An 18904-nucleotide genomic window follows, 5' to 3' on the forward strand; every position below is an offset into this window, starting at 1 on the left:
ACATGAATCCGCTGCGTTTATTGTCTCCAGAACGTCTGACAGTCCGCCTTGTCCTCAATATTGAACTCAATGAATTTCCTGAGCAGGCCGTAGTCGACTTCTTTCTTCCACGGCATCCGGACCAATCCCTTCGTATAGGTCAATCCGGAAGCTTCGATGTCTTCCCGGAACTTCATCATCGTCGCTTCCTCAGGAGCGACGGACAGGTGATTCTTGGCGACGCTAAAGCCGATGATGTACGTGCCGTGATGAGTAAACATCGGCTGGTTCCACTTGATCACCGGCTCCAGTTCCGGAAACGTTTCGGCCACCCAGCCGAGCATCTCCTCCATCCGTTCCCGGTGGTCGGGATGGTCGATGCCATTCAGGTACTCTTTAAAAGCTTCCATTTATGCTTCCTCCATCGAATTAATCTTCTTCCACGACCAGGCCGAACGTCCGGGCAAACCCGATTGCCTGCTCGCGCGTCACTTTGCAACCCGCGAGTTTCATCGGCGTGACGGTGATCCGGCTGAATTCCGTACGGGTCAGGTCAATGCCGTCAAGATCTGTATCGAGAAAACTGATGTCGTCCAGCCGATTATTGCCGAATGCCACATCTTTCATCGAACAGTCCACGAAATCTGCAGATTCCAGCTCACAGCCATCGAACGCAACGTTCCTCAGCTTTGAGAAGTTAAAGCTTGAGTAACGCCCCGCACAGTCTGTGAAGCGCACGTCACGGAGCATCGACTCGCTGAAGACTGCGCCGGTCAGCTTGGTTCCGCGGAACTCACAGCGGTGCAGCGAAGACCTGGAAAAGTCCGCATTCGACAGGTCGCAGCCGTCAAACACGACGTCCATCAGTTCGGACGCAGGTGCACGGAAGCCCTGAAAGTCCATTTTCCTGAAAAGGACACCGTCGAAGATGACCCGCCCATCGGCAGTTGCCCGTCCGCCTTCCATGCAGGACGCACGGACAGATGCATCCTCTTCGTCAAATGACTCTTCCCAGGAGGCCACCGGCAGTTCCTTCATGAGCTTTGGCGCCCGAATTTTCACGCCGGTCACCGTGTCCACCACTCGGCGACGATGATGAACAGAATCACCACGCAGATTGCGAGAACATAAAACCACATCGGGACGCTGTCCATTCCGAAAATCATGCGTTCTCCTCCCAGGCCCGCAGAGTCGCGGGTTTTCATGTTCCCAGTATACCTGTCCGCCCGCTCCGGCGCATCCCCCGGCGTTTACACCGACCGGAAAACGGAAACGATGATGAGAGACATCCCAAAGGAGGAAATCGACCAATGAGAGCAGTGACGATCCATGGCGCAAAGGATATCCGGGTCAAAAATGTGGATGCCCCGAAAATTGAAAAAGACGATGACATCATCATCCGAGTCACCTCCACCGCCATCTGCGGCTCGGACCTGCACATCTACGCAGGCTCCATCATGACCCGCCCGGGATATGTTATCGGCCATGAGCCGATGGGCATTGTCGAAGAAGTCGGACCTGCCGTCACAAAAGTAAAAAAGGGAGACCGGGTTGTCATCCCGTTCAACGTTGCCTGCGGCGAATGCTGGTACTGCACGCATGACATGGAAAGCCAGTGCGACCATCCCGAGTCAAACCCTACACCGGGCACCGACTTCGCCGGCTATTTCGGTTATACGGAGATGTTCGGCAACCACCCGGGCGGACAGGCCGAGTATATGCGTGTGCCATTCGGAAACTTCCTGCCGTTCGTCATCCCGGAATCGGCCGAGGTGCCGGATGAAGCGGTCCTCTTCATGTCGGACGTCCTTCCGACCGCCTACTGGAGCGTGCTCAACGCCGGGGTGAAAAAGGGAGATACGGTCATCGTTCTCGGATGCGGTCCGGTCGGCCTCATGACCCAGAAGTTCGCGTGGATGATGGGCGCCAAGCGGGTCATCGGCGTCGACCATGTGCCGTACCGGCTGGCCAAAGCGAAAGAGATGAACAAAGTCGAGACGGTCACTTACCATGAACCGAACGAGACGGGCGATTATCTCAAAGAACTTACATCCGGCGGTGCCGATGTCGTCATCGACTGCGTCGGCATGGACGGGGAAAAGACCATTCCGGAAAGGGTTCAGCATAAGCTGAAGCTCCACGGCGGATCGCTCACTGCTCTCCGCACCGCCCACCGCGCCGTGCGCCGTTTCGGCACTGTCCAGCTTACGGGCGTCTATGGCCTGTGGTACAACGCTTTCCCGCTGGGCCGATTCTTCGAGCGCAACGTCACCATCAAGTCCGGACAGGCGCCTGTTCCCCACCTGATGCCGGAACTATTCGAGATGATTACGGAACATAAAATCGACCCGACCGAAATCATTTCCCATATCGTCCCGCTCGAACAAGCACCGATCGCCTATAAGACGTTCTATGAGCATGGCGATGAATGTACGAAAGTGATTCTGAAACCATAACAGGATCCGAAAGGCCTTTCCGCATGGCGGAAGGCAACTCATTCCGCAAAAATCCTACGATCTCCTCACAGCCCGCAGATTTGCGGGTTTTTATGTTCCCGATCCACCTGTCCTCCTTTTGCTCCGGCGCCTCCCCTCGTGTTTACCCCCTCCAGAAACAGGCAACTAGTTAAGGAGAGACCCCAAAGGAGGAGTTTGACTGATGAGAGCTGTAACATTCCAAGGCGCAAAGGACATCCAGGTAAAAAACGTCGAAGCCCCCAAAATTGAAAAAGACGACGACATTATCATCCGCGTCACGTCGACCGCCATCTGCGGGTCGGACCTGCACATCTATACGGGAGCCATGATGACACGTCCGGGATACGTTATCGGCCATGAACCGATGGGAATTGTTGAAGAAGTCGGACCTGCCGTAACGAAGGTGAAAAAAGGCGACCGTGTCGTCATCCCGTTTAACGTGGCATGCGGTGAATGCTGGTACTGCACGCACGACATGGAAAGCCAGTGTGAACATCCCGACACGAACCCGATACCGGAAACCGATTTCGGGGGCTATTTCGGGTTTACGGAAATGTACGGAAACCATCCGGGCGGCCAGGCCGAGTACATGCGCGTTCCGTTCGGCAACTTCCTGCCTTTCGTTATCCCCGAATCGGCGGAAGTTCCTGACGAAGCCGTTCTCTTTATGTCCGACGTCCTCCCGACCGCCTACTGGAGCGTCCTCAACTCCGGTGTGAAGAAAGGCGACACCGTCATCGTGATGGGCTGCGGTCCGATCGGCCTCATGACCCAGAAGTTTGCATGGATGATGGGCGCCAAACGGGTCATCGGCGTCGACAACGTTCCATACCGCCTGGAAAAGGCAAGGGAGATGAACAGGGTCGAGACAGTCACCTACAGTGATCCAAACGAGACCGGTGACTATCTCAAGGAACTCACTTCCGGCGGAGCCGATGTCGTCATCGACTGTGTCGGCATGGATGGCGAAAAGACGGTACCTGAGAAGATCCAGCAAAAATTGAAAGCTTCGGGCGGATCACTCACTGCTCTCCGCACCGCGCACCGTGCCGTCCGCCGCTTCGGTACAGTCCAGCTCACGGGTATTTATGGTCTATGGTACAACGCCTTCCCGCTCGGCCGTTTCTTCGAGCGCAATGTCACCATCAAGTCCGGACAGGCACCCGTCCCGCACCTGATGCCGGAGCTGTTCAAAATGATCACGGAGCACAAACTCGATCCGACCGAGATCATTTCCCATATCGTTCCGCTCGAAGAAGCACCGGTGGCCTATAAGACGTTCTATGAACATGGCGATGAATGTACAAAAGTGATTCTGAAACCATAACAAACCTTAAAAAGGCTTTCCGCATGCCGGGAAGCCTTTTGATTCAGTCCGGAAATGTATTCCGGGCAGCAATAATTGTCCGGTTCGAGGAAGACAAATGTCTTTCCATTTCCAAAAAGGAACTTTCACAAAGCCTGCATCCATGCAGGCTTTTGTCATTTTCCCTCCCTTATTCCGGGAATCAATGGTATACTGGACGAGGTAATAGGGGGGTCGCCCGAACATATAAATAACGGGTGGCCAAAAAATAGAAGGGCTGATTTACATTTATGAAAACGCGAATGAAGCGGCCGGGATGGCCAGCATGGACCCTTGCGGCCGTGCTGGCTCTGACCGCCATGCTCGGATTCGCCCTTTCGCAAACCGTTGAACCGGATGTGATTGAGGACTCGGGTATCGCGGACGCGGCCGTAACGAAGGAACAGCCGGAAACTCCGGGCCTTCAGCTTCAGACGGTTACAGAACAGACAAGATGGTACACAATGGACATCAATACAGTATCGGCCGACCACATGGCAGTGGAGGAACCGATCACCAAGTGGATCGACGAGCAGAAAAACCTTTTTGAAAGCAGCGTCGACGAATATAAAAAACAGCTGGAAGACGGCGATCGCGCGCACCTCAGGCTCACGGCCGAAAAGCTTCCCCATACCGGAAACCTCTACAGCTTGCTGTACACATCGTATCAGTACACCGGGGGCGAAAACGGAATCACGAAGATCAAGCCGTTTAACATCGATCCTTCCGAGGGCCGGATTGTTCAACTGGCGGACCTGTTTGATCTGAAGAGTGACGGCCGGGTGCTGCAGAAACTCGTAAAAGATGAACTGCTTGCACAGAAACCGCTGAAAGACGACCTTTTCGACGACTTGCTCGCGATGGCGCTTAACGACCCGTCCTCCTGGAAATGGGCACTCCGCAATGACCGTCTCTCGATTTATTTCGATGAGTATGAAATCGCGGTCGGTGCCGCCGGAGTCGTCCGCGCGGACATTCCGCTCGACCTGGTCCGCGGTTTCCTGAAAGAAGAATATGCCGGACGGATCTAACCTCCCGGACCTTTCCCAGACCCCCAGCGGGTCTTTTTTTGTTCAGAAGTTTTCCGCGCCGTCCATCCGAAGCAAACAGAAGGCCGGCAGCCTTTCGCTTCCCGGGTGCTTCATTCCGCGGGAATGACCTGTCCGACCTCTTTATTCAGCCTGTGACGCTGCTCAATCACTTTGCCGAAGACGGCGGAGAGTACCTGCTGGAACAGCATACCGCATACCACCGGTACGGCAACCTTCGCCGGGAAATAGACAGTCGCGATAACGACACCGAGTGCAATGTTCCGCATGCCTCCGTTAAAGACGAACATGACCGAAATGTCCGGACTGTCTTTCCACACCTTTTCCCCGATCAGAAGAGCGAATGCATAGCCCGATGCGGCGAGCACCAGGACGCCCGCAATCACCTTGAGCAGTTCGAGATTGAAATCCTTGAGATAGGGCGCAATCACACTGCTGTTGATGAGAACAATCGAGAATATGGATAATTTTGACACAGGTGAAAGCTTGGAACCGAGAAACTTCCCCGCTTGTCCTTTCGTCCATTCATTCAGGAGCAATCCGGCAAGCGACGGGAGCACGACCATCAGGAGCAGGTCCGTGACAAGGGCCCCTGCATCGACCGGGACCCCCTCCCCCGCCACGACAAAAAGGGTCGCCGGGATGATCAGCGGTGCGAGCATGGTGTTGATGAGGATGATCGACAGGCACAGCGCCAGGTTTCCGCGGTACATGCTCACCCAGATGATGCTCGAGACTCCCGTCGGCACGGCGGCAGACAGGACAAACCCAATTGTCAGCAGATGGTCATCGAACACCAGGACCGAGAATACATAAGCCCAGACCGGTATGAGCAGGTGAAGAAAAGCGAGGCTCAGCAACACCGCCAGCGGATGCCTGACCGCGTTCTTAAGATCTGTCACCCGCATCCCGAGGCTGCCCGCAAACGTCATGAGGGCGAAAATCCACGGGACAAGGCCCAGGAGGCGGCTGCCTGTATCCGCAATGAGCACGCCGACAACCAGACACAGCGGCGTGATGACCGGCATCCCTTTCTTGAGGAAGCCATCGAAACGTTCCAGCATGGTCGAATCCTTCTCTCTTTGCATCGTTGGGAACTATTATAACCCCCAAGCGGGAAGGTTTCGAATCGGCGGATGCATGAAACCATGACGTTGGTGGTAAAATGGAAAGATAAAGGAGGTGATTGTGCATGGTGAGAAGGTTGTTCGGACTGATCCTTTTGGCCGTCCTGGTCTTTGTTGCCCGGCCGCTGTGGGAAGAGCCGCTGTCCCGTGTCGTCGACCTGTCATTCCTCGACCGGGTAGACGAGCTGATTGCAGACATTGGCGGGCAGCCCGCGGTCGATCAGGCCCTCGGCAAGCTGAATGAAGGCGCCAACTCTCTTTACGCGAAACTGGAGCAGTCCGTAAAGGACGAGCGCGTCCGCCAGGCTTCCGGCGGAGAAGCCGAAAAACCGGAACTGGAGCGGCCGGAATCCGTCCCGATCACCGTGCACAATATCGGGATCGGTGACACCCGTGAGCTCGTCCAGAACGAGCTTGGCGAACCCGCACGCTCCACGATGAACGAATACGGAGTCGAATGGCATGCCTACCATGACGGATACCACAACTTCGCAATGGTTTCGTTTGATGGGGATGACCGCGTCAACGGACTTTTCACAAACCAGGATATCATCGCCTCCACAAGCGGGATCGCCTACGGCTCCCAGAAAGCATCTGTCCGTGCGGAATACGGCCGTCCTCTTGACCGCATCGTCAAGGGGCGCAGCGCATTCCTCATCCAGAGCAACGGAGAATATGATGTGTTTGAGCTGGACAACAGCTATGTCACCATCTTCTATGACCTCCACCGGACCGACACCGTTACCGCTGTCCAGATCATCGAAAAGGACCTCGAGCAATCGCAGAATGCATTGTACGGTGCCGCCGACGCGGATCTGAAGGAAGGCTTCGAGCGCCAGCTGTTCGATTTGACGAACGCCGCACGCGTGGCTCACGGCTATGGCGTCCTGGACTGGGACGGGCGCACCGCCGCCACTGCAGTGAAGCACAGCGAGGACATGGCGGTGAATGACTATTTCGCCCATGAGAACCTGGAGGGCCAGTCGCCGTTCGACCGGATGGCGGAAGACGGCATCCAGTTCCGCGGGGCCGGCGAGAACCTCGCCTATGGCCAGCCGAGCAGCATCTTCGCCCACGAAGGGCTCATGAACTCGCTCGGCCACCGGAAAAACATTTTGAACGAAGACTACCGCATGCTCGGCGTGGGGGTCGCCTTCAACGAAGAAGACCAGCCATACTATACGGAGAACTTCCTGTTCAAATAATTGAGCAAGCAAAAACCGCACGCAGGTTCGCGTGCGGTTTTTACATGCTTATTTTTTGTTGAATGCTGCGCAGGCAATGCGGGGACCGGAATTTCCTGCCGGGTCCGTCTTGTAGTCATCCGGCCCTTCATGGACCACAACCGCACTGCCGTCCTTATCCAGCAGGTAGCCCGGATTGCCTTCCTTCAGGGAGATGTACTTGGAAGTGGTCTCGAGGTCCACCTTGCCCTCTTTGTCCACTTCGATGTTCGGCAGATCACCGGCATGGAAGCCTTTCGGGTTCTCGAAACCATGCTGCTTATGCTCAGGATTCAAGTGGGCCCCTGTGGACTCAAAGTCAGGCGGCGTGCACTCGCCCTTTTCGTGGACATGGATCGCCTTCACACCGGGCTCCAGCCCTTCTGCGGTGATGCGGATACCGGTCCCCTCATTGCCTTCCGTGAGAAGAACCTTCCCGATCGTCTCCCCTTTGGCATTAATCAGATCCGACTCCATGGCGGTGGTGACTCCCTCGCTCATGACCGGGATCTTCATCTCTTCCTCTCCCGTCTGCATGCCGCACCCGGCAAGCATGATCGCTGTCGCCGCTGATGCGAATATCCATTTCTTCATTTCAATCATCCTCCTTCATTTGGAGGATGGTCAAGGTGGAGAAAAGGTATTCATTGGCGAGGGTTCCGGGTGGGATTCAGGTGGGGGAACTTGGCGGTTGAGCCTGCCACTATTGTGAAGCTTGTGGCAACTACACCGCCCATGTGGCAATTCCCCAACCCATGTGGCGATTCCCCGGCCCATGTGGCAATTCTCCAACCCATGTGGCAATTCTCCGGCTCATGTGGCAATTATCTACCCCATATGGCAACTCCCCGCCCCATGTGGCAATTCTCTACCCCATGTGGCAATTCTCCAACCCATGTGGCAATTCTCCAACCTATGTGGCAACTCTCCGCCCCATGTGGCGATTCCCGTCTCTCCCCTCCCCAGTCAAAAAACACCCGCCCCCTAAGGGACAGGTGCCTTTACAACTTATTCTGGTTCGACCATCGGTTTTTTGCGGAATTTCGCGAGGACTTCGTACACGATCGGCACGATGAGCAGCGTCAGCAGGGTGGAGCTGACGAGGCCGCCGATGACCGTGATGCCGAGGCCTTTGGAAATCATGCCGCCGCCTTCTGCTCCGATGGCGAGCGGAATCAGGGCAAAGATGGTGGCAAGTGCGGTCATGAGGATCGGTCGGAGACGGGTGGCGCCGGCTTCAAGCAGTGCCTGGCGCGTCGTTTCGCCTTCGTTTTCCTTATGGATGACGCGGTCGATTAGGACGATCGCGTTCGTAACGACAATCCCGATAAGCATCAGTGCACCGATCATGACGGACACCGAGATCGGTTCGCCGGCGATCCAGAGGGCCACGAAGCTTCCGATCAGTGCAAATGGCAGCGAGAACAGGATGGCGAACGGTGCGAGCGCGCCGCCGAATGTCACGACGAGGACGAAGTAGACGATGGCGATCGCCGCCAGCATGGCGAGGCCGAGCTGCGTGAATGATTCATTGATCTGCTCGGTGACGCCGCCGAATTCGATTGTGGCACCTGCAGGGAGATCCAGCTGATCCACTTCTTCCTGGACCTCGCGGGAAATCGCTACGGAGTCCTTGCCGGTCACTTCCGCGGAGACGGTCGTATACAGCTTTCCGTTCATGCGGGTCACCGTCGTCGGTGCCTCGCCTTCCTCGGCTTCGGCAATTTCTCCGAGCTGGACCGTACCGCCGAGCGCAGTCGGGATCTCGGTCGATTCAAGCTCTTCAAACGAACCGAATTCCTTTTCTTCAACGGCGACGAAGACATCAAGCGTATCCCCCTCATGCTTCACGGAAGTGAGGGCCGCTCCCTGGGCGCCTTCGTTCAGTGCCATGCCAATCTGTGCAGTGGTCAGGCCGAGCTCGGCAAGGCGCTGCTGGTCGGTGACGAAGGTGTACTGGTCGTATGCTTCCGTCAGGTCACTTTCGACCGCTTCCAGGCCGTCCGTTCCGTTCAGAATTTCTTCCATCTGATCGGATGCGGCCTTCAGGTCTTCATCATTGTCCGCGTAGACAATCAGTTCGAAGCCGCCGCTCATGGACGTGAAGTCCATCGAGCCCCATTCGCCTCTTCCTAATTCTTCGTTCAGTGTCTCAATGAGCTTTTTCGGTTCTTCCGAGAAGTTTTCAAAGTCGGAATCATATTCAATGAAGAACAGCGCGGAGTTGGCCCCGCCGCCCATCATCATGCCCATGCCGCCGGCTTCCTCGATGGAGAACTGATAGGACGTGACGCCCTTCCGCTCTTCCAGGAGCTCTTCCGCACGGGAGATGATTTCAAGCGTTTCTTCCTTCGGCTGGCCGGCTTCCGGATTGTAGGTCGCCATCACGACTTTCTGTTCTTCTTCCGGCATGAACGTGACGCCGATCAGCGGCACGAGCAGGAAGCTCGCCGCCAGAAGCACAACCGAGATTCCAGCCGTAATCCATTTATGGTTAAGCGCCCATTCCAGGATTCCGGTATACCACTGTGCGAGGCGCCCCGGCTTCTCTGTCTTGCGCGCAACCCCAGTCTTGCTGCCGTAGAGTTGCTTTTTGAACAACGAATGGGACAGCATTGGCACGACCGTGATCGCGACAAGGAGGGATGCGAGCAGGGCGAACACGACTGCTAGTGCGAACGGAAGGAACAGTTCACCGACCTGACCCGAGACGAGCGCGAGCGGCAGGAAGACCGCGATTGTGACAATCGTCGAGGACGCGATCGGGACAAACATTTCCTTTGTTGCTTCCAGAATCAGCTTCTTGCCCTTCAACGGCTCATCCGGCAGGTGCATCCTGCGGTAGATGTTCTCGACGACGACAATCGAGTCGTCGATGACCCGCCCGATCGCGACGGTGAGCGCACCGAGCGTCATGATGTTGAGCGTAATGTCCATCGAGTTGAGGACAAGCAGCGCGAGGAGAAGCGACAGCGGAATCGAAATGACCGCGATGAACGTAGTCTTGATGCTTCTCAGGAACAGCAGGATGATGACGATCGCGAACAGCGCACCGAAGAGCGCCTTCGACAGCATCGTTTCGACCGACTGTTCAATCGGCTCTCCCTGGTCAAACGTGACGGCGATATTGACGCCATAGTCTTCTTCCAGTTCAGCCGCTTTGTCCTTCACGCCGTTGACGACATCGACCGTGTTGGCATCCGGACTCTTGACGACCTGGACGCCGATCGAGTCTTCCCCGTTCGTGCGGGAGATGGACTGGGATTCATTGATGACTTCGATGGTCGCCACATCAGAGAGGGCGACCGTCGGAAGGCCTGTCATGGCAGCCGGCTGCATGCCGCCTGCACCCGGAACTGTCTGACCTTCGGCACCCTGCCCGGCTTGTGCCGCGTCGGTTCCCGGAGCTGCCTGACCCTCGGCGCCCTGTCCGGCCTGTGCCGCGTCGGCGCCCGGCTGGACGGCACCCTGTGAAGGAACTGCCGGAATCTGCAGGTTCTCCAGTGCTTCGAGGGAAGCAATCGACCCGTCGATGACCACGTTCTTCATTGAGCCATCTAGCTCGTTCAGCCCGAGCGGGAAGGCGATGTTGGAGCCCTGGATCATACCCGTGACCGTTTCGCGGTCGAGACCTGCCTCGGCAAGTTTGGCATCATCGAAGTCAATCCGGACTTCCTTCGACTTCTGTCCGCTTGCCTGGACGTTCCCTACCCCTTTAACTTCTTCCATTGCAGGGACAATGTCCTTGACGGCAATTTCCGTCAGTTCATCGAGGTCCTGGCCGTTGCCCGTGATGCTGACGGCGACGACCGGGAAGGCATTGATGCTGATCCTGGAAATGGCCGGATCCTGTGCGTCATCCGGAAGCGAGACATTTTTCAGGACGCCTTCCACTTCCGTGACCGCCCGGTCCATATCCTTCTCGAAATCAAACTCGACCTGGATGGACGAGACGTTCTCCATCGAGGAGGAAAGGATCGTCTTCACGCCCTCGACGTTCCGTAAACGCTGCTCGACCGGGACGGTGACCGAATCGGCGACCTCATCCGGAGAAGCACCCGGATAGACGGTCATCACCGACACGACCGGTACCGTGATGTCCGGCATCGACTCCTGCTTCATGGTGGCAGCGGAATAGATCCCCGCCGCGATGGCCATGATCGTCAGGAGCCAGATGGCGAATTTATTGTTGATGGAAAAGTTGATGATCTTCTTCAAGCCTGTTTTCCTCCGTTCTAGTGACTGACCGGTCAGTTTACCTATATTAGGATAAAGGAAACACCGGCCGGATACAATCATATGAATCGTTTGTCACACTTTATCCATTTTTCTTCTGCTATACTGTTTGTACTGACCATGCGGTCAAAGGAGTGTGTAAAATAGCATGAACGAAACAAAGAAGCGCATCATCGAGTCGGCGATCGCCCTTTTCACGGAAAAAGGGTTCCATGGCACCTCCATCCAGGAGATCGCGGCCCGTGCCGAAATATCTAAAGGCGCCTTCTACCTCCATTTCAAATCCAAAGATGCTCTCCAGGTGGAGATTTTCCGATACTACACTTCATTGATCACGAACGAAATGAAGAATGCCGTCGATCCCAAGCAGTCCGCAGCGGAGAACTACCGGCGCCAGACAGAGGTCCAGATTTCCCAGATCCAGCGCCACACCGATTTTATCGCGATGGTCGTCCGAGATCAGGCCTTTAATCTGAATCCGGAGCTGATCCGCTTCATCGAAGAGCTGCGGGTCTCGCAGGCCGAGTGGTATCGTGACCAGCTTACCGCCATGTATGGCGAGGCCGTCCGCCCATTTATTTATGACATCTCCGTCATCGTGGAAGGCACCAAAAACAATTATATGCAACAGTTCATTTCGAATCCCCAGTCCCTGAATCCAAAAATGCTGGCCGAGCTCATTGTCCTGATGACCGGCCATGCAGCAGAGGGCTTCCTTGCCGGAACCTACCGGCCGCTCCTTGACGAGGAAACGGTACGGACGCTGTTCTCCGGCTTCTTTCCGGAAAGTGAGGAGGAGGCTGAATTGGCAGGTGTCATTGATGAGATGCGCAGCATCCTGTCCGGCCTGGCGCTTCCCCGCGCGACCGCCCAGTACTTGTCGTCGAGCCTCGACTTTCTAGGAACACAGGCCGATGCAGGCCCAAGTGCTGATATCACCGCAATCCGGGGTGTCCTCTCCGTTTTCCGGCCGTACCCCGAATTCGGGGACAGCCTGAGGCGGCTGGAGGAGAAGTTCGGGCTGGGAGAAGATTAAAAAACGTTCCAAAAAGAAGCACCTGCCTATCCGGCAGGTGCTACTTTTCTGTATCCTCACCCAAACAGCAGCTGTTCGAGCTGGAGGGGTTCGATATATTCGCCGTCTTTGTAGACGCGCATGTTGCCGCCGGAGATCTCATCGATCAGGAGGACCTCGCCGGTTTCTGCGTCGCGGCCGAATTCGAGCTTGATGTCATACAGTTCCATGCCGCGTGCAGCGAGTTCGTCCTTCACGACTCCGGAAATCTGTTGGGTCAGTTCTTTAAGCGTGTCATACTCCCCGGCGTCCAGGATGCCGAGCCCCACAAGGGCATCTTTGCTGATCGGCGGATCCTGGCGCTCGTCGTCCTTGATCGTCACTTCGACAAATGCGTCAAGCGGCTGTCCTTTTTCCGCATAAGCCCCGTAGCGGCGCAGGAAGCTTCCGACCGCGCGGTAGCGGCAGATGACCTCAAGTCCCTTGCCGAACACGTCCGCCTTCCGGACATTCATCGTCTGATTGTCCACATCGGCTCCGATAAAGTGCGTCGGGATACCGGCCTCAGCCAGCTTCCCGAAAAAGTATTCCGTCATGCGGAGGCCGGCGCGCCCTGCACCCTCTATTGTCAGTCCGACCGTGTTGGCACCGGGATCGAATACACCGTTCTCCCCGGTCACGTCATCCTTGAACTTCAGCTGGATCGTCCCGTCCTGCAGCTCGTAGACATCCTTTGTCTTGCCTTCGTAAATCCGCTTCACACAGTCCACCTCTTTCGGCTGATCTGACACAATTATAACCGAAAGACGAACATTAAGAAATGATTCTTCATATATTTTACGCCTTTTTCACATTCTCACCCTATAGCCAGGCGGGTTATTTGTGGAAAAGATACACGTTCTTAATGAAATCGCCTGTGGATAACCAGGTTATCCCCGGAATTACGTGCAAAAGTCGGATTTTTCTGTGGAAAACGGGGATAACCGGGGATTCCGGACATTCGGGCTTCCGGGTATCCGTGGATAACTCTAGCGCCATCCGCTGATGCGCTCCGGTTCCGGGACAAATGCCGCGGACAGCGCACGCATCCTTGCCTCAAGCAGCCGGCGGCGGCCTTTAGGCGTCCTCGTGTAAATCAGATCGGCCCGGCCGACACGCTTCTTCCATTCTTCCAGGAAGATTTCCACGGTCTCCTTTTTACGCCCCAGTTCCTCCGGCACGGCATGGATGTCTGTCCGCTTTCCGAAGCCGCGGGAGCGTCTTTCGATCAGGTATCGCGGGTTTTCAATGGGCCCGAGCAGTTCCGCGAGCGCATTCATGAACCGGGTCTTTTCATGGGTCGTGCCGGCGGAGAGCCAGCATGTGTAATATCCCTGCCCGTCATAAGTGACCCGGATGCCCCCCTCTTCTGGCGGCCCGGCAAGCATCCCGCTCCGGTGCATCGCGGCGTACAGCGCTTCAGCGATCTCCTTCAGGCTCGATTCGACTGACGGATGCCGCATGTACAGCCTGCCCGCACGCCAGAATGACGGCGCGGCGACCGCAAGTCCGGCAAGCCCGCCCCAAAGTGTTGATTCACCGAACGGGCTGTCGGTCAGCTGGCGGATCCAGCCGCTAGCGTCCCACGCCGCACCGGCGGCGGTAAACCCGGCGACATACAATAGCCCCTTTAGCGTATTGTCGAGATAAAACGGTCTCGGAACGGATCGCCGCGGCAGGACCGCCTCCTCCACCATCCGGCTGCCGGAATCGACCGCCCGCATCCACCGTTCCCGGAGCGTTTCCCGCGAGTGGGCCCTGCGCTCCATTTCCGCGTTCAGCCGGTCGATCTCCTCCATTGAAAACGGAGGCTCCCCGACCGCGAGACGGCCGATGCCCGTCTCGATCACATCCCGCTCCGCCCCCGGCCCCGCAAGCGAGCGGAACCGGCGGACGAGCGAGCGCCAGTCATCGCCGCCGTCCTCCGCATCGCGGTCTACGGTGACGAGATGCCAGATCGACGCCGTCTTATCCGGGTCAGCCGGATTGCGTCGGATCGCCCGGCCGCGCATCTGATTGGACAGCATGTACGAACCGACATACGATGCCATGATGAGCGAATTCACGCACGGGGCATCCCAGCCCTCGCCGAGGAGAGCCGCCGTCCCGGTGAGCACGTCGATCTCCCCTTTTTCAAGAAGCTCCGTGACAGTGGCGACCATACCTTGACGGTTCAAATCATTCACCGGGATGCGCACGAACGACGGATCATGCGGGAGCGGAATCGCCCCTTCCAGCATTGACGCGGCCGTTGCCGGCACGACCGCAATCGAGCCTGTGAGAATGGCCGGCTTCACTTGGTCGCCCAACGTCCGCCTCACCATCTCGAACACCGGAACCGCGCCGATCCGGGTCAGCGGCTTTTCATCGCCGGGCGCTGACGGCATGTCATCCGCCCGTATGTAATCAGTCAGAATGACCATGCGCATCCGGTCACCCAAGATTTCTTTTTCAAGACGGACGGTTTCCGCAACCGCCTTGAGTTTCGATTGGCTCTGGACCAGTGCGCGGCTGATCGCCGGCGTAGACGTCAGGTAAACGGTGCGCCGGTGGATGGCTCCAATCCTGGACAGCCTTTTACGCAGACGTTTGACCGTTTCCTCCTCATCCCCCAGCCTGAACAACAGCCCCGTCAGCAGTTCTTCCATCCAGTTCCGGTCAAGCTTTGGCATCGTCTCCTCCGGCATGCCGATCAGCGGCAGCGCCTCCCGGTACGCCTCTGAACCGCTTTCCTTCAATACCATCAGCATCGCTGAAAATACTGCGGGCAGCCCGAGAATCTCCTCGACATGGGCCTCCGTCTGAGAGATCCACCGGTGTTGCTCGAGGTAGCGGATGAATTCCTTGTCTTCCCCCAGCTCATCCAGGAATTCATCCGTCCGTTCCCGGAACGCCAAAATCTCCGAGAGCTCTTCGGCCGATGGAACCGTGAACCGGATAAAATCCTGGTGCGGACACAAGTCACCCGCCTTCACGAGCGAGGCAACCGGGATTTCGAGATCGATCGGTCCGCACAGCGAAACGTACCGCTGCCAGCCTGCAGGCGACTCGTCATAAGGTGGCGTCGCGGTCAGCGCGACAACCGCCGGGTCTCCAAGCCCCTCTTTAATATCCATCATCGTCTTCCACCAGGAAGTCCGCAGGTGATGCGCCTCATCCAACACAATCGTGCCGAAACCCTCGGAGAGCAGCTGCTTTTCCCCGCCGGACCTGAACAGTGCGTGAAGCGACTGATACGTTGTCACCGTCACAAATGCCGGCGACGAAAGATCAGACGACAGCCAGTCCGGCCGTACGCCGTCCAGGAACAATTCAGTGAGCCGGTCCGCCCACTGCTCCCGGAGCGCAATCGTTGGGGCAACGATCAGCGTCCGCCTGCCGATCCGCCGCATCACCTCCAGCCCCAGCACCGTCTTCCCCGAACCCGGCGGCGCGACCAGATGAAGATGCCCATTTTCCAGGTGCTGATCAAGCTCCGACAACACCTCTTCCTGATAAGACCGCCAAGGATGGCAGAACTTCATCACCACCGGAAACTTCTCCATATCTGCTTGTCTCCTTCCGCCAACCACATCATTCTTCTCCTAATCCTATCAAACCCGCAGAGAGGTGTCCCTGCATCCTTAAAGCCGATCATAGGAAATTTATTGTTCTGTTAAAGGAACAAGGTATATAGAAAGGGAACTAATTTGATATCCGGCTTAAATAAAGGAGCGAAGGCTATGGGCCAATCATTTATTGAACAGGTACATTACATTAGAATTCCTGTAAAAGATTTAGAACTGTCCGCACGATGGTATAGCGAGGTATTAGGGCTCCAGTTACTAAACACTACGGATGAGCGTGCAATTATAAAAGTAAATGAAGGACCTCTCCTGCTGATCTTAGTTCCTACAGAAGATGAAACCTTTGCGCATTTCACGATTGATTCAGAACAAGAATTCAGCATCGGCTTTACAAGTCCGGAATTATCCAATTTTCATCAACACTTAATCGATCATCAAGTTAAGGTCGAGGATATTAAAGAAGATCACGGCCATGCCTATTTCCACTTTTATGATCCAAATGGAAATAAACTTCAAGCACACTGGTAAGATGATTGCATCACTTCTTCTTCAAGGTGGCCTGAGTAACCGGCAAGAAACCCGCAGGGAGGCTCTCTGCGGGTTTCTTATTCACACAGTTTCTTGGTTCTTCACTTCTTCAAACCATGCATCAAAAATATCGCTAGGTAATAATTCATCATCATTGGAGTAGATAAGATCGTAGCGATACTTCGCCGCGAGTTTGTTTACCTTAATGAATCGAGCCTGGCTAGTTTCCTGTTAAAGAGTCGTAATAACTGAAAAAATCCTCAGATACGTTTTCAAGTACTGAGGACTTTTTTATTCGCAAGCGGGTATGCCATTTCGCCTTCGACCCGTTCAAATGTTTCGATGAACTTTTCGAGTGTGGAAGTTAAATAGGCATCTTTCCGTCTAATGAATACTGTATTGATTTTACTATATTTTTCAGGCAAGTAATGGCAGTGTATAATTCCTCTTTCTTCCAGATGAGAAACAGCTGATTTGGGAATGAACGTAATGCCCAGCCCCATCGTTACGCTCCCCAAAATCGTTTCCAACGTCCCGAACTCCATTAATTTTTGCGGTGTTATGTTTTGATCTTTATACCACTTTGCCAGTCGTGCCCGGTAGCCGCATCCTTCGCTAAAGCAAAGAATCGGTTCTTCTTTTAGTTCATCCAAAGAAGTCTTCGTACTGTCTGATATCAGGACAAGCTCTTCTTGGAAAACATCATGGGAAACTAGTTCAGGATGGTCATCGATTTCTGTCACGAAAGCACCGTCCAAACGGTGGTGTAACACATCATTTTGGAGTTGATGAGTAACACCAGTGAAGAGAGATAAGTCTACGTTTTTATACTTTTTGTTATAAGAAGCTAGTATAACTGGTAATTTCATAACGGTTTCGACAGTCCCGATTTCAAGTTTGCCTGCTGGTTCAGTTTTACTTTGAACGACTTTCTTCATTTCATTTGTCAGCGCAAGAATCTTTTCGCAGTAAACAAGAAGTTTTTTTCCTTCCGGCGTTAATGTCATTCCACGACTATGACGGTTAAAAAGAGCTGTATTCATTTCAGTCTCTAGTTTTTTGATTCTTGAGGTGATATTGGATTGGACATAACTTAATTCTTTTGCAGCATCGGTAACTGTACCTTTTTGTGCAACCATTTGAAAAATCTCTAAATCTTTAAATTCCATATGATCACTCCTCCAATATCCTCTTTCTTACGATATCACTAATTGAGATGGCAGACATCATTATTGTTCATTTTGAGAGATATCGAACCTATGATTTAATTAGTAGAGTTACAGAGTTGAAGGAGATCGAACATCATGAAGAACACCGTAGTATGGGCCGCTATTTTATGTCTGATTTCCGCAGTTTCCTGGGGAGCAATGTTTCCAGTTGCGAATCATGCATTTCAACATATAGACCCATTTTACTTCACACTTTTTCGGTATGGTTTTGTAACGATTATTTTACTTGTATGGCTGTTTTGGAAGGAAGGGAAGGAAGCTTTCCGTTTTGAGGGGAAGGGCTGGCTTCTCTGGTTTTTTGGAACAATGGCCTTTGCGGTTTATAATTTGTTGATTTTCTGGGGACAGGATTTATTGGGTGATCCAGGTACGATGATTGCTTCGATTATGGAATCGTTAATGCCTATGATTTCTATTGTTATTGCTTGGGTGTTCATCAGGCAACGACCTCATGCATTTACGATGTTTTGTGTTGTTCTTGGGTTTGTCGGCGCATCGTTAGTCGTAACAAAAGGCGATTTCGGTGCCTTTTTCTCAGCTGCAAATGCGATCATTCCATCTTTATTGATCTTTATCGCTGTCGTTGGGTGGGTTGTGTACACGATGGGTGGAACCCGATTCAGTAACGATGGCTGGTCTGCATTGCGTTATTCAACTTTGAGCTGTTTGCTCGGAACGGCTACTGCGGCTGTTGTCGTGATTGGTGTAACGCTTACAGGATATGTCTCGTTTCCAACCGTTGAAACATTGACCATTACAAGCCCGCATATTGCATTTATGGTCATCTTCCCGGGAGTGATCGCACTGGTTGGGTGGAACTATGGCGTAAGTGTCATCACACCGTTGAATGGGTTGTTATTTCTAAACTTTGTGCCCGTTACAACGCTAGCCATTCAAATTATCCAAGGTGTAAGCGTCACAGCTTACGATTATATCGGCACAGTTTTCATTATCATGTCCTTACTTTTAAACAATATGTTTCTTCGGTTACAGCAGAAGAAAAGGGAAACAAAAGAGGATTTCAGAGGAAGATTGCAGGAAACGGAAGCATAATAGAGGGGCTGTCTCGGAAAATCAGTTATCACTGACTT

The 18904-nt window shown here is 54.4% G+C and carries 15 protein-coding genes and 1 pseudogene; 7 read left to right on the forward strand and 9 right to left on the reverse strand.

The window, feature by feature from the left end; all coding sequences use genetic code 11:
- Positions 1 to 17 precede the first annotated feature (17 nt).
- Both AV656_RS11290 and AV656_RS11295 read right to left on the reverse strand, forming a co-directional pair.
- Positions 18 to 389, reverse strand: coding sequence for an iron chaperone (locus AV656_RS11290; protein WP_063182022.1), 372 nt, complete (start codon positions 387 to 389; stop codon positions 18 to 20).
- 19 nt (positions 390 to 408) lie between these two features.
- Complete coding sequence (locus AV656_RS11295) at positions 409 to 1050, reverse strand: pentapeptide repeat-containing protein (protein ID WP_063182024.1); 642 nt, start codon at positions 1048 to 1050, stop codon at positions 409 to 411.
- A gap of 239 nt (positions 1051 to 1289) precedes the next feature.
- Between AV656_RS11295 and AV656_RS11300 the strand changes: the two genes are divergently transcribed.
- The 3 genes from AV656_RS11300 to AV656_RS11310 all read left to right on the forward strand — a co-directional run bounded on the left by AV656_RS11300 (position 1290) and on the right by AV656_RS11310 (position 4832).
- Positions 1290 to 2435: a zinc-dependent alcohol dehydrogenase gene (locus AV656_RS11300; protein ID WP_063182026.1), complete on the forward strand. Its 1146-nt coding sequence runs from the start codon at positions 1290 to 1292 to the stop codon at positions 2433 to 2435.
- A 202-nt stretch (positions 2436 to 2637) separates the two neighbouring features.
- A complete protein-coding gene (locus tag AV656_RS11305; protein ID WP_063182028.1) occupies positions 2638 to 3783 on the forward strand; it encodes a zinc-dependent alcohol dehydrogenase in 1146 nt (381 codons plus the stop codon).
- A 269-nt stretch (positions 3784 to 4052) separates the two neighbouring features.
- On the forward strand, positions 4053 to 4832 hold the full coding sequence (locus tag AV656_RS11310; protein WP_082818721.1) for a DUF3298 and DUF4163 domain-containing protein: 780 nt from the start codon (positions 4053 to 4055) through the stop codon (positions 4830 to 4832).
- Positions 4833 to 4942: 110 nt separating this feature from the next.
- Here the strand turns inward: AV656_RS11310 and AV656_RS11315 are convergent, their stop codons facing one another.
- Positions 4943 to 5914, reverse strand: coding sequence for a bile acid:sodium symporter family protein (locus tag AV656_RS11315; protein WP_063182032.1), 972 nt, complete (start codon positions 5912 to 5914; stop codon positions 4943 to 4945).
- Between the two features lie 128 nt (positions 5915 to 6042).
- Between AV656_RS11315 and AV656_RS11320 the strand changes: the two genes are divergently transcribed.
- The gene (locus tag AV656_RS11320) at positions 6043 to 7182 is read left to right on the forward strand and encodes a CAP domain-containing protein (protein WP_063182034.1); all 1140 of its coding nucleotides are present in this window, start codon (positions 6043 to 6045) and stop codon (positions 7180 to 7182) included.
- 48 nt (positions 7183 to 7230) lie between these two features.
- On the opposite strand, the gene AV656_RS11325 is transcribed toward AV656_RS11320, so the two are convergent.
- Both AV656_RS11325 and AV656_RS11330 read right to left on the reverse strand, forming a co-directional pair.
- On the reverse strand, positions 7231 to 7794 hold the full coding sequence (locus AV656_RS11325) for a superoxide dismutase family protein (protein ID WP_063182035.1): 564 nt from the start codon (positions 7792 to 7794) through the stop codon (positions 7231 to 7233).
- 414 nt (positions 7795 to 8208) lie between these two features.
- Entirely contained in the window at positions 8209 to 11418 is a 3210-nt protein-coding gene (locus AV656_RS11330; RefSeq protein WP_063182038.1) for an efflux RND transporter permease subunit, read from the reverse strand.
- Between the two features lie 166 nt (positions 11419 to 11584).
- On the opposite strand from AV656_RS11330, the gene AV656_RS11335 reads away from it, so the two are divergent.
- Entirely contained in the window at positions 11585 to 12472 is an 888-nt protein-coding gene (locus AV656_RS11335; RefSeq protein WP_063182040.1) for a TetR/AcrR family transcriptional regulator, read from the forward strand.
- 56 nt (positions 12473 to 12528) lie between these two features.
- On the opposite strand, the gene AV656_RS11340 is transcribed toward AV656_RS11335, so the two are convergent.
- The gene (locus AV656_RS11340; RefSeq protein WP_063182042.1) at positions 12529 to 13212 is read right to left on the reverse strand and encodes a phosphoribosylaminoimidazolesuccinocarboxamide synthase; all 684 of its coding nucleotides are present in this window, start codon (positions 13210 to 13212) and stop codon (positions 12529 to 12531) included.
- A 267-nt stretch (positions 13213 to 13479) separates the two neighbouring features.
- Positions 13480 to 16035, reverse strand: coding sequence for a DEAD/DEAH box helicase family protein (locus tag AV656_RS11345; RefSeq protein ID WP_063182044.1), 2556 nt, complete (start codon positions 16033 to 16035; stop codon positions 13480 to 13482).
- A gap of 177 nt (positions 16036 to 16212) precedes the next feature.
- On the opposite strand from AV656_RS11345, the gene AV656_RS11350 reads away from it, so the two are divergent.
- Entirely contained in the window at positions 16213 to 16584 is a 372-nt protein-coding gene (locus AV656_RS11350) for a VOC family protein (RefSeq protein ID WP_063182046.1), read from the forward strand.
- A gap of 81 nt (positions 16585 to 16665) precedes the next feature.
- Here AV656_RS11350 and AV656_RS16740 read toward each other — a convergent pair.
- Positions 16666 to 16791: pseudogene (locus AV656_RS16740) on the reverse strand (DUF600 domain-containing protein); the annotation flags it as partial.
- Positions 16792 to 16856: 65 nt separating this feature from the next.
- Positions 16857 to 17753 carry a LysR family transcriptional regulator gene (locus AV656_RS11355; protein WP_063182048.1) on the reverse strand — a complete coding sequence of 299 codons (897 nt, stop codon included), beginning with the start codon at positions 17751 to 17753 and terminating at the stop codon, positions 16857 to 16859.
- A gap of 132 nt (positions 17754 to 17885) precedes the next feature.
- Here AV656_RS11355 and AV656_RS11360 point away from each other — a divergent pair, with 132 nt between their 5' ends.
- A complete protein-coding gene (locus tag AV656_RS11360) occupies positions 17886 to 18866 on the forward strand; it encodes a DMT family transporter (protein ID WP_419865561.1) in 981 nt (326 codons plus the stop codon).
- Positions 18867 to 18904 lie beyond the last annotated feature (38 nt).

This window comes from Bhargavaea cecembensis, from assembly GCF_001619585.1.
Lineage (GTDB): Bacteria > Bacillota > Bacilli > Bacillales_A > Planococcaceae > Bhargavaea > Bhargavaea cecembensis_A.

What these genes read in the sequence shown, in the direction of transcription:
- AV656_RS11290 (WP_063182022.1), bottom strand. Translation starts at nt 389, where the DNA reads ATGGAAGCTTTTAAAGAGTACCTGAATGGCATCGACCATCCCGACCAC.
- AV656_RS11300 (WP_063182026.1), top strand. Translation starts at nt 1,290, where the DNA reads ATGAGAGCAGTGACGATCCATGGCGCAAAGGATATCCGGGTCAAAAAT.
- AV656_RS11305 (WP_063182028.1), top strand. Translation starts at nt 2,638, where the DNA reads ATGAGAGCTGTAACATTCCAAGGCGCAAAGGACATCCAGGTAAAAAAC.
- AV656_RS11310 (WP_082818721.1), top strand. Translation starts at nt 4,053, where the DNA reads ATGAAAACGCGAATGAAGCGGCCGGGATGGCCAGCATGGACCCTTGCG.
- AV656_RS11315 (WP_063182032.1), bottom strand. Translation starts at nt 5,914, where the DNA reads ATGCTGGAACGTTTCGATGGCTTCCTCAAGAAAGGGATGCCGGTCATC.
- AV656_RS11320 (WP_063182034.1), top strand. Translation starts at nt 6,043, where the DNA reads ATGGTGAGAAGGTTGTTCGGACTGATCCTTTTGGCCGTCCTGGTCTTT.
- AV656_RS11325 (WP_063182035.1), bottom strand. Translation starts at nt 7,794, where the DNA reads ATGAAGAAATGGATATTCGCATCAGCGGCGACAGCGATCATGCTTGCC.
- AV656_RS11335 (WP_063182040.1), top strand. Translation starts at nt 11,585, where the DNA reads ATGAACGAAACAAAGAAGCGCATCATCGAGTCGGCGATCGCCCTTTTC.
- AV656_RS11345 (WP_063182044.1), bottom strand. Translation starts at nt 16,035, where the DNA reads ATGGAGAAGTTTCCGGTGGTGATGAAGTTCTGCCATCCTTGGCGGTCT.
- AV656_RS11350 (WP_063182046.1), top strand. Translation starts at nt 16,213, where the DNA reads ATGGGCCAATCATTTATTGAACAGGTACATTACATTAGAATTCCTGTA.
- AV656_RS11355 (WP_063182048.1), bottom strand. Translation starts at nt 17,753, where the DNA reads ATGGAATTTAAAGATTTAGAGATTTTTCAAATGGTTGCACAAAAAGGT.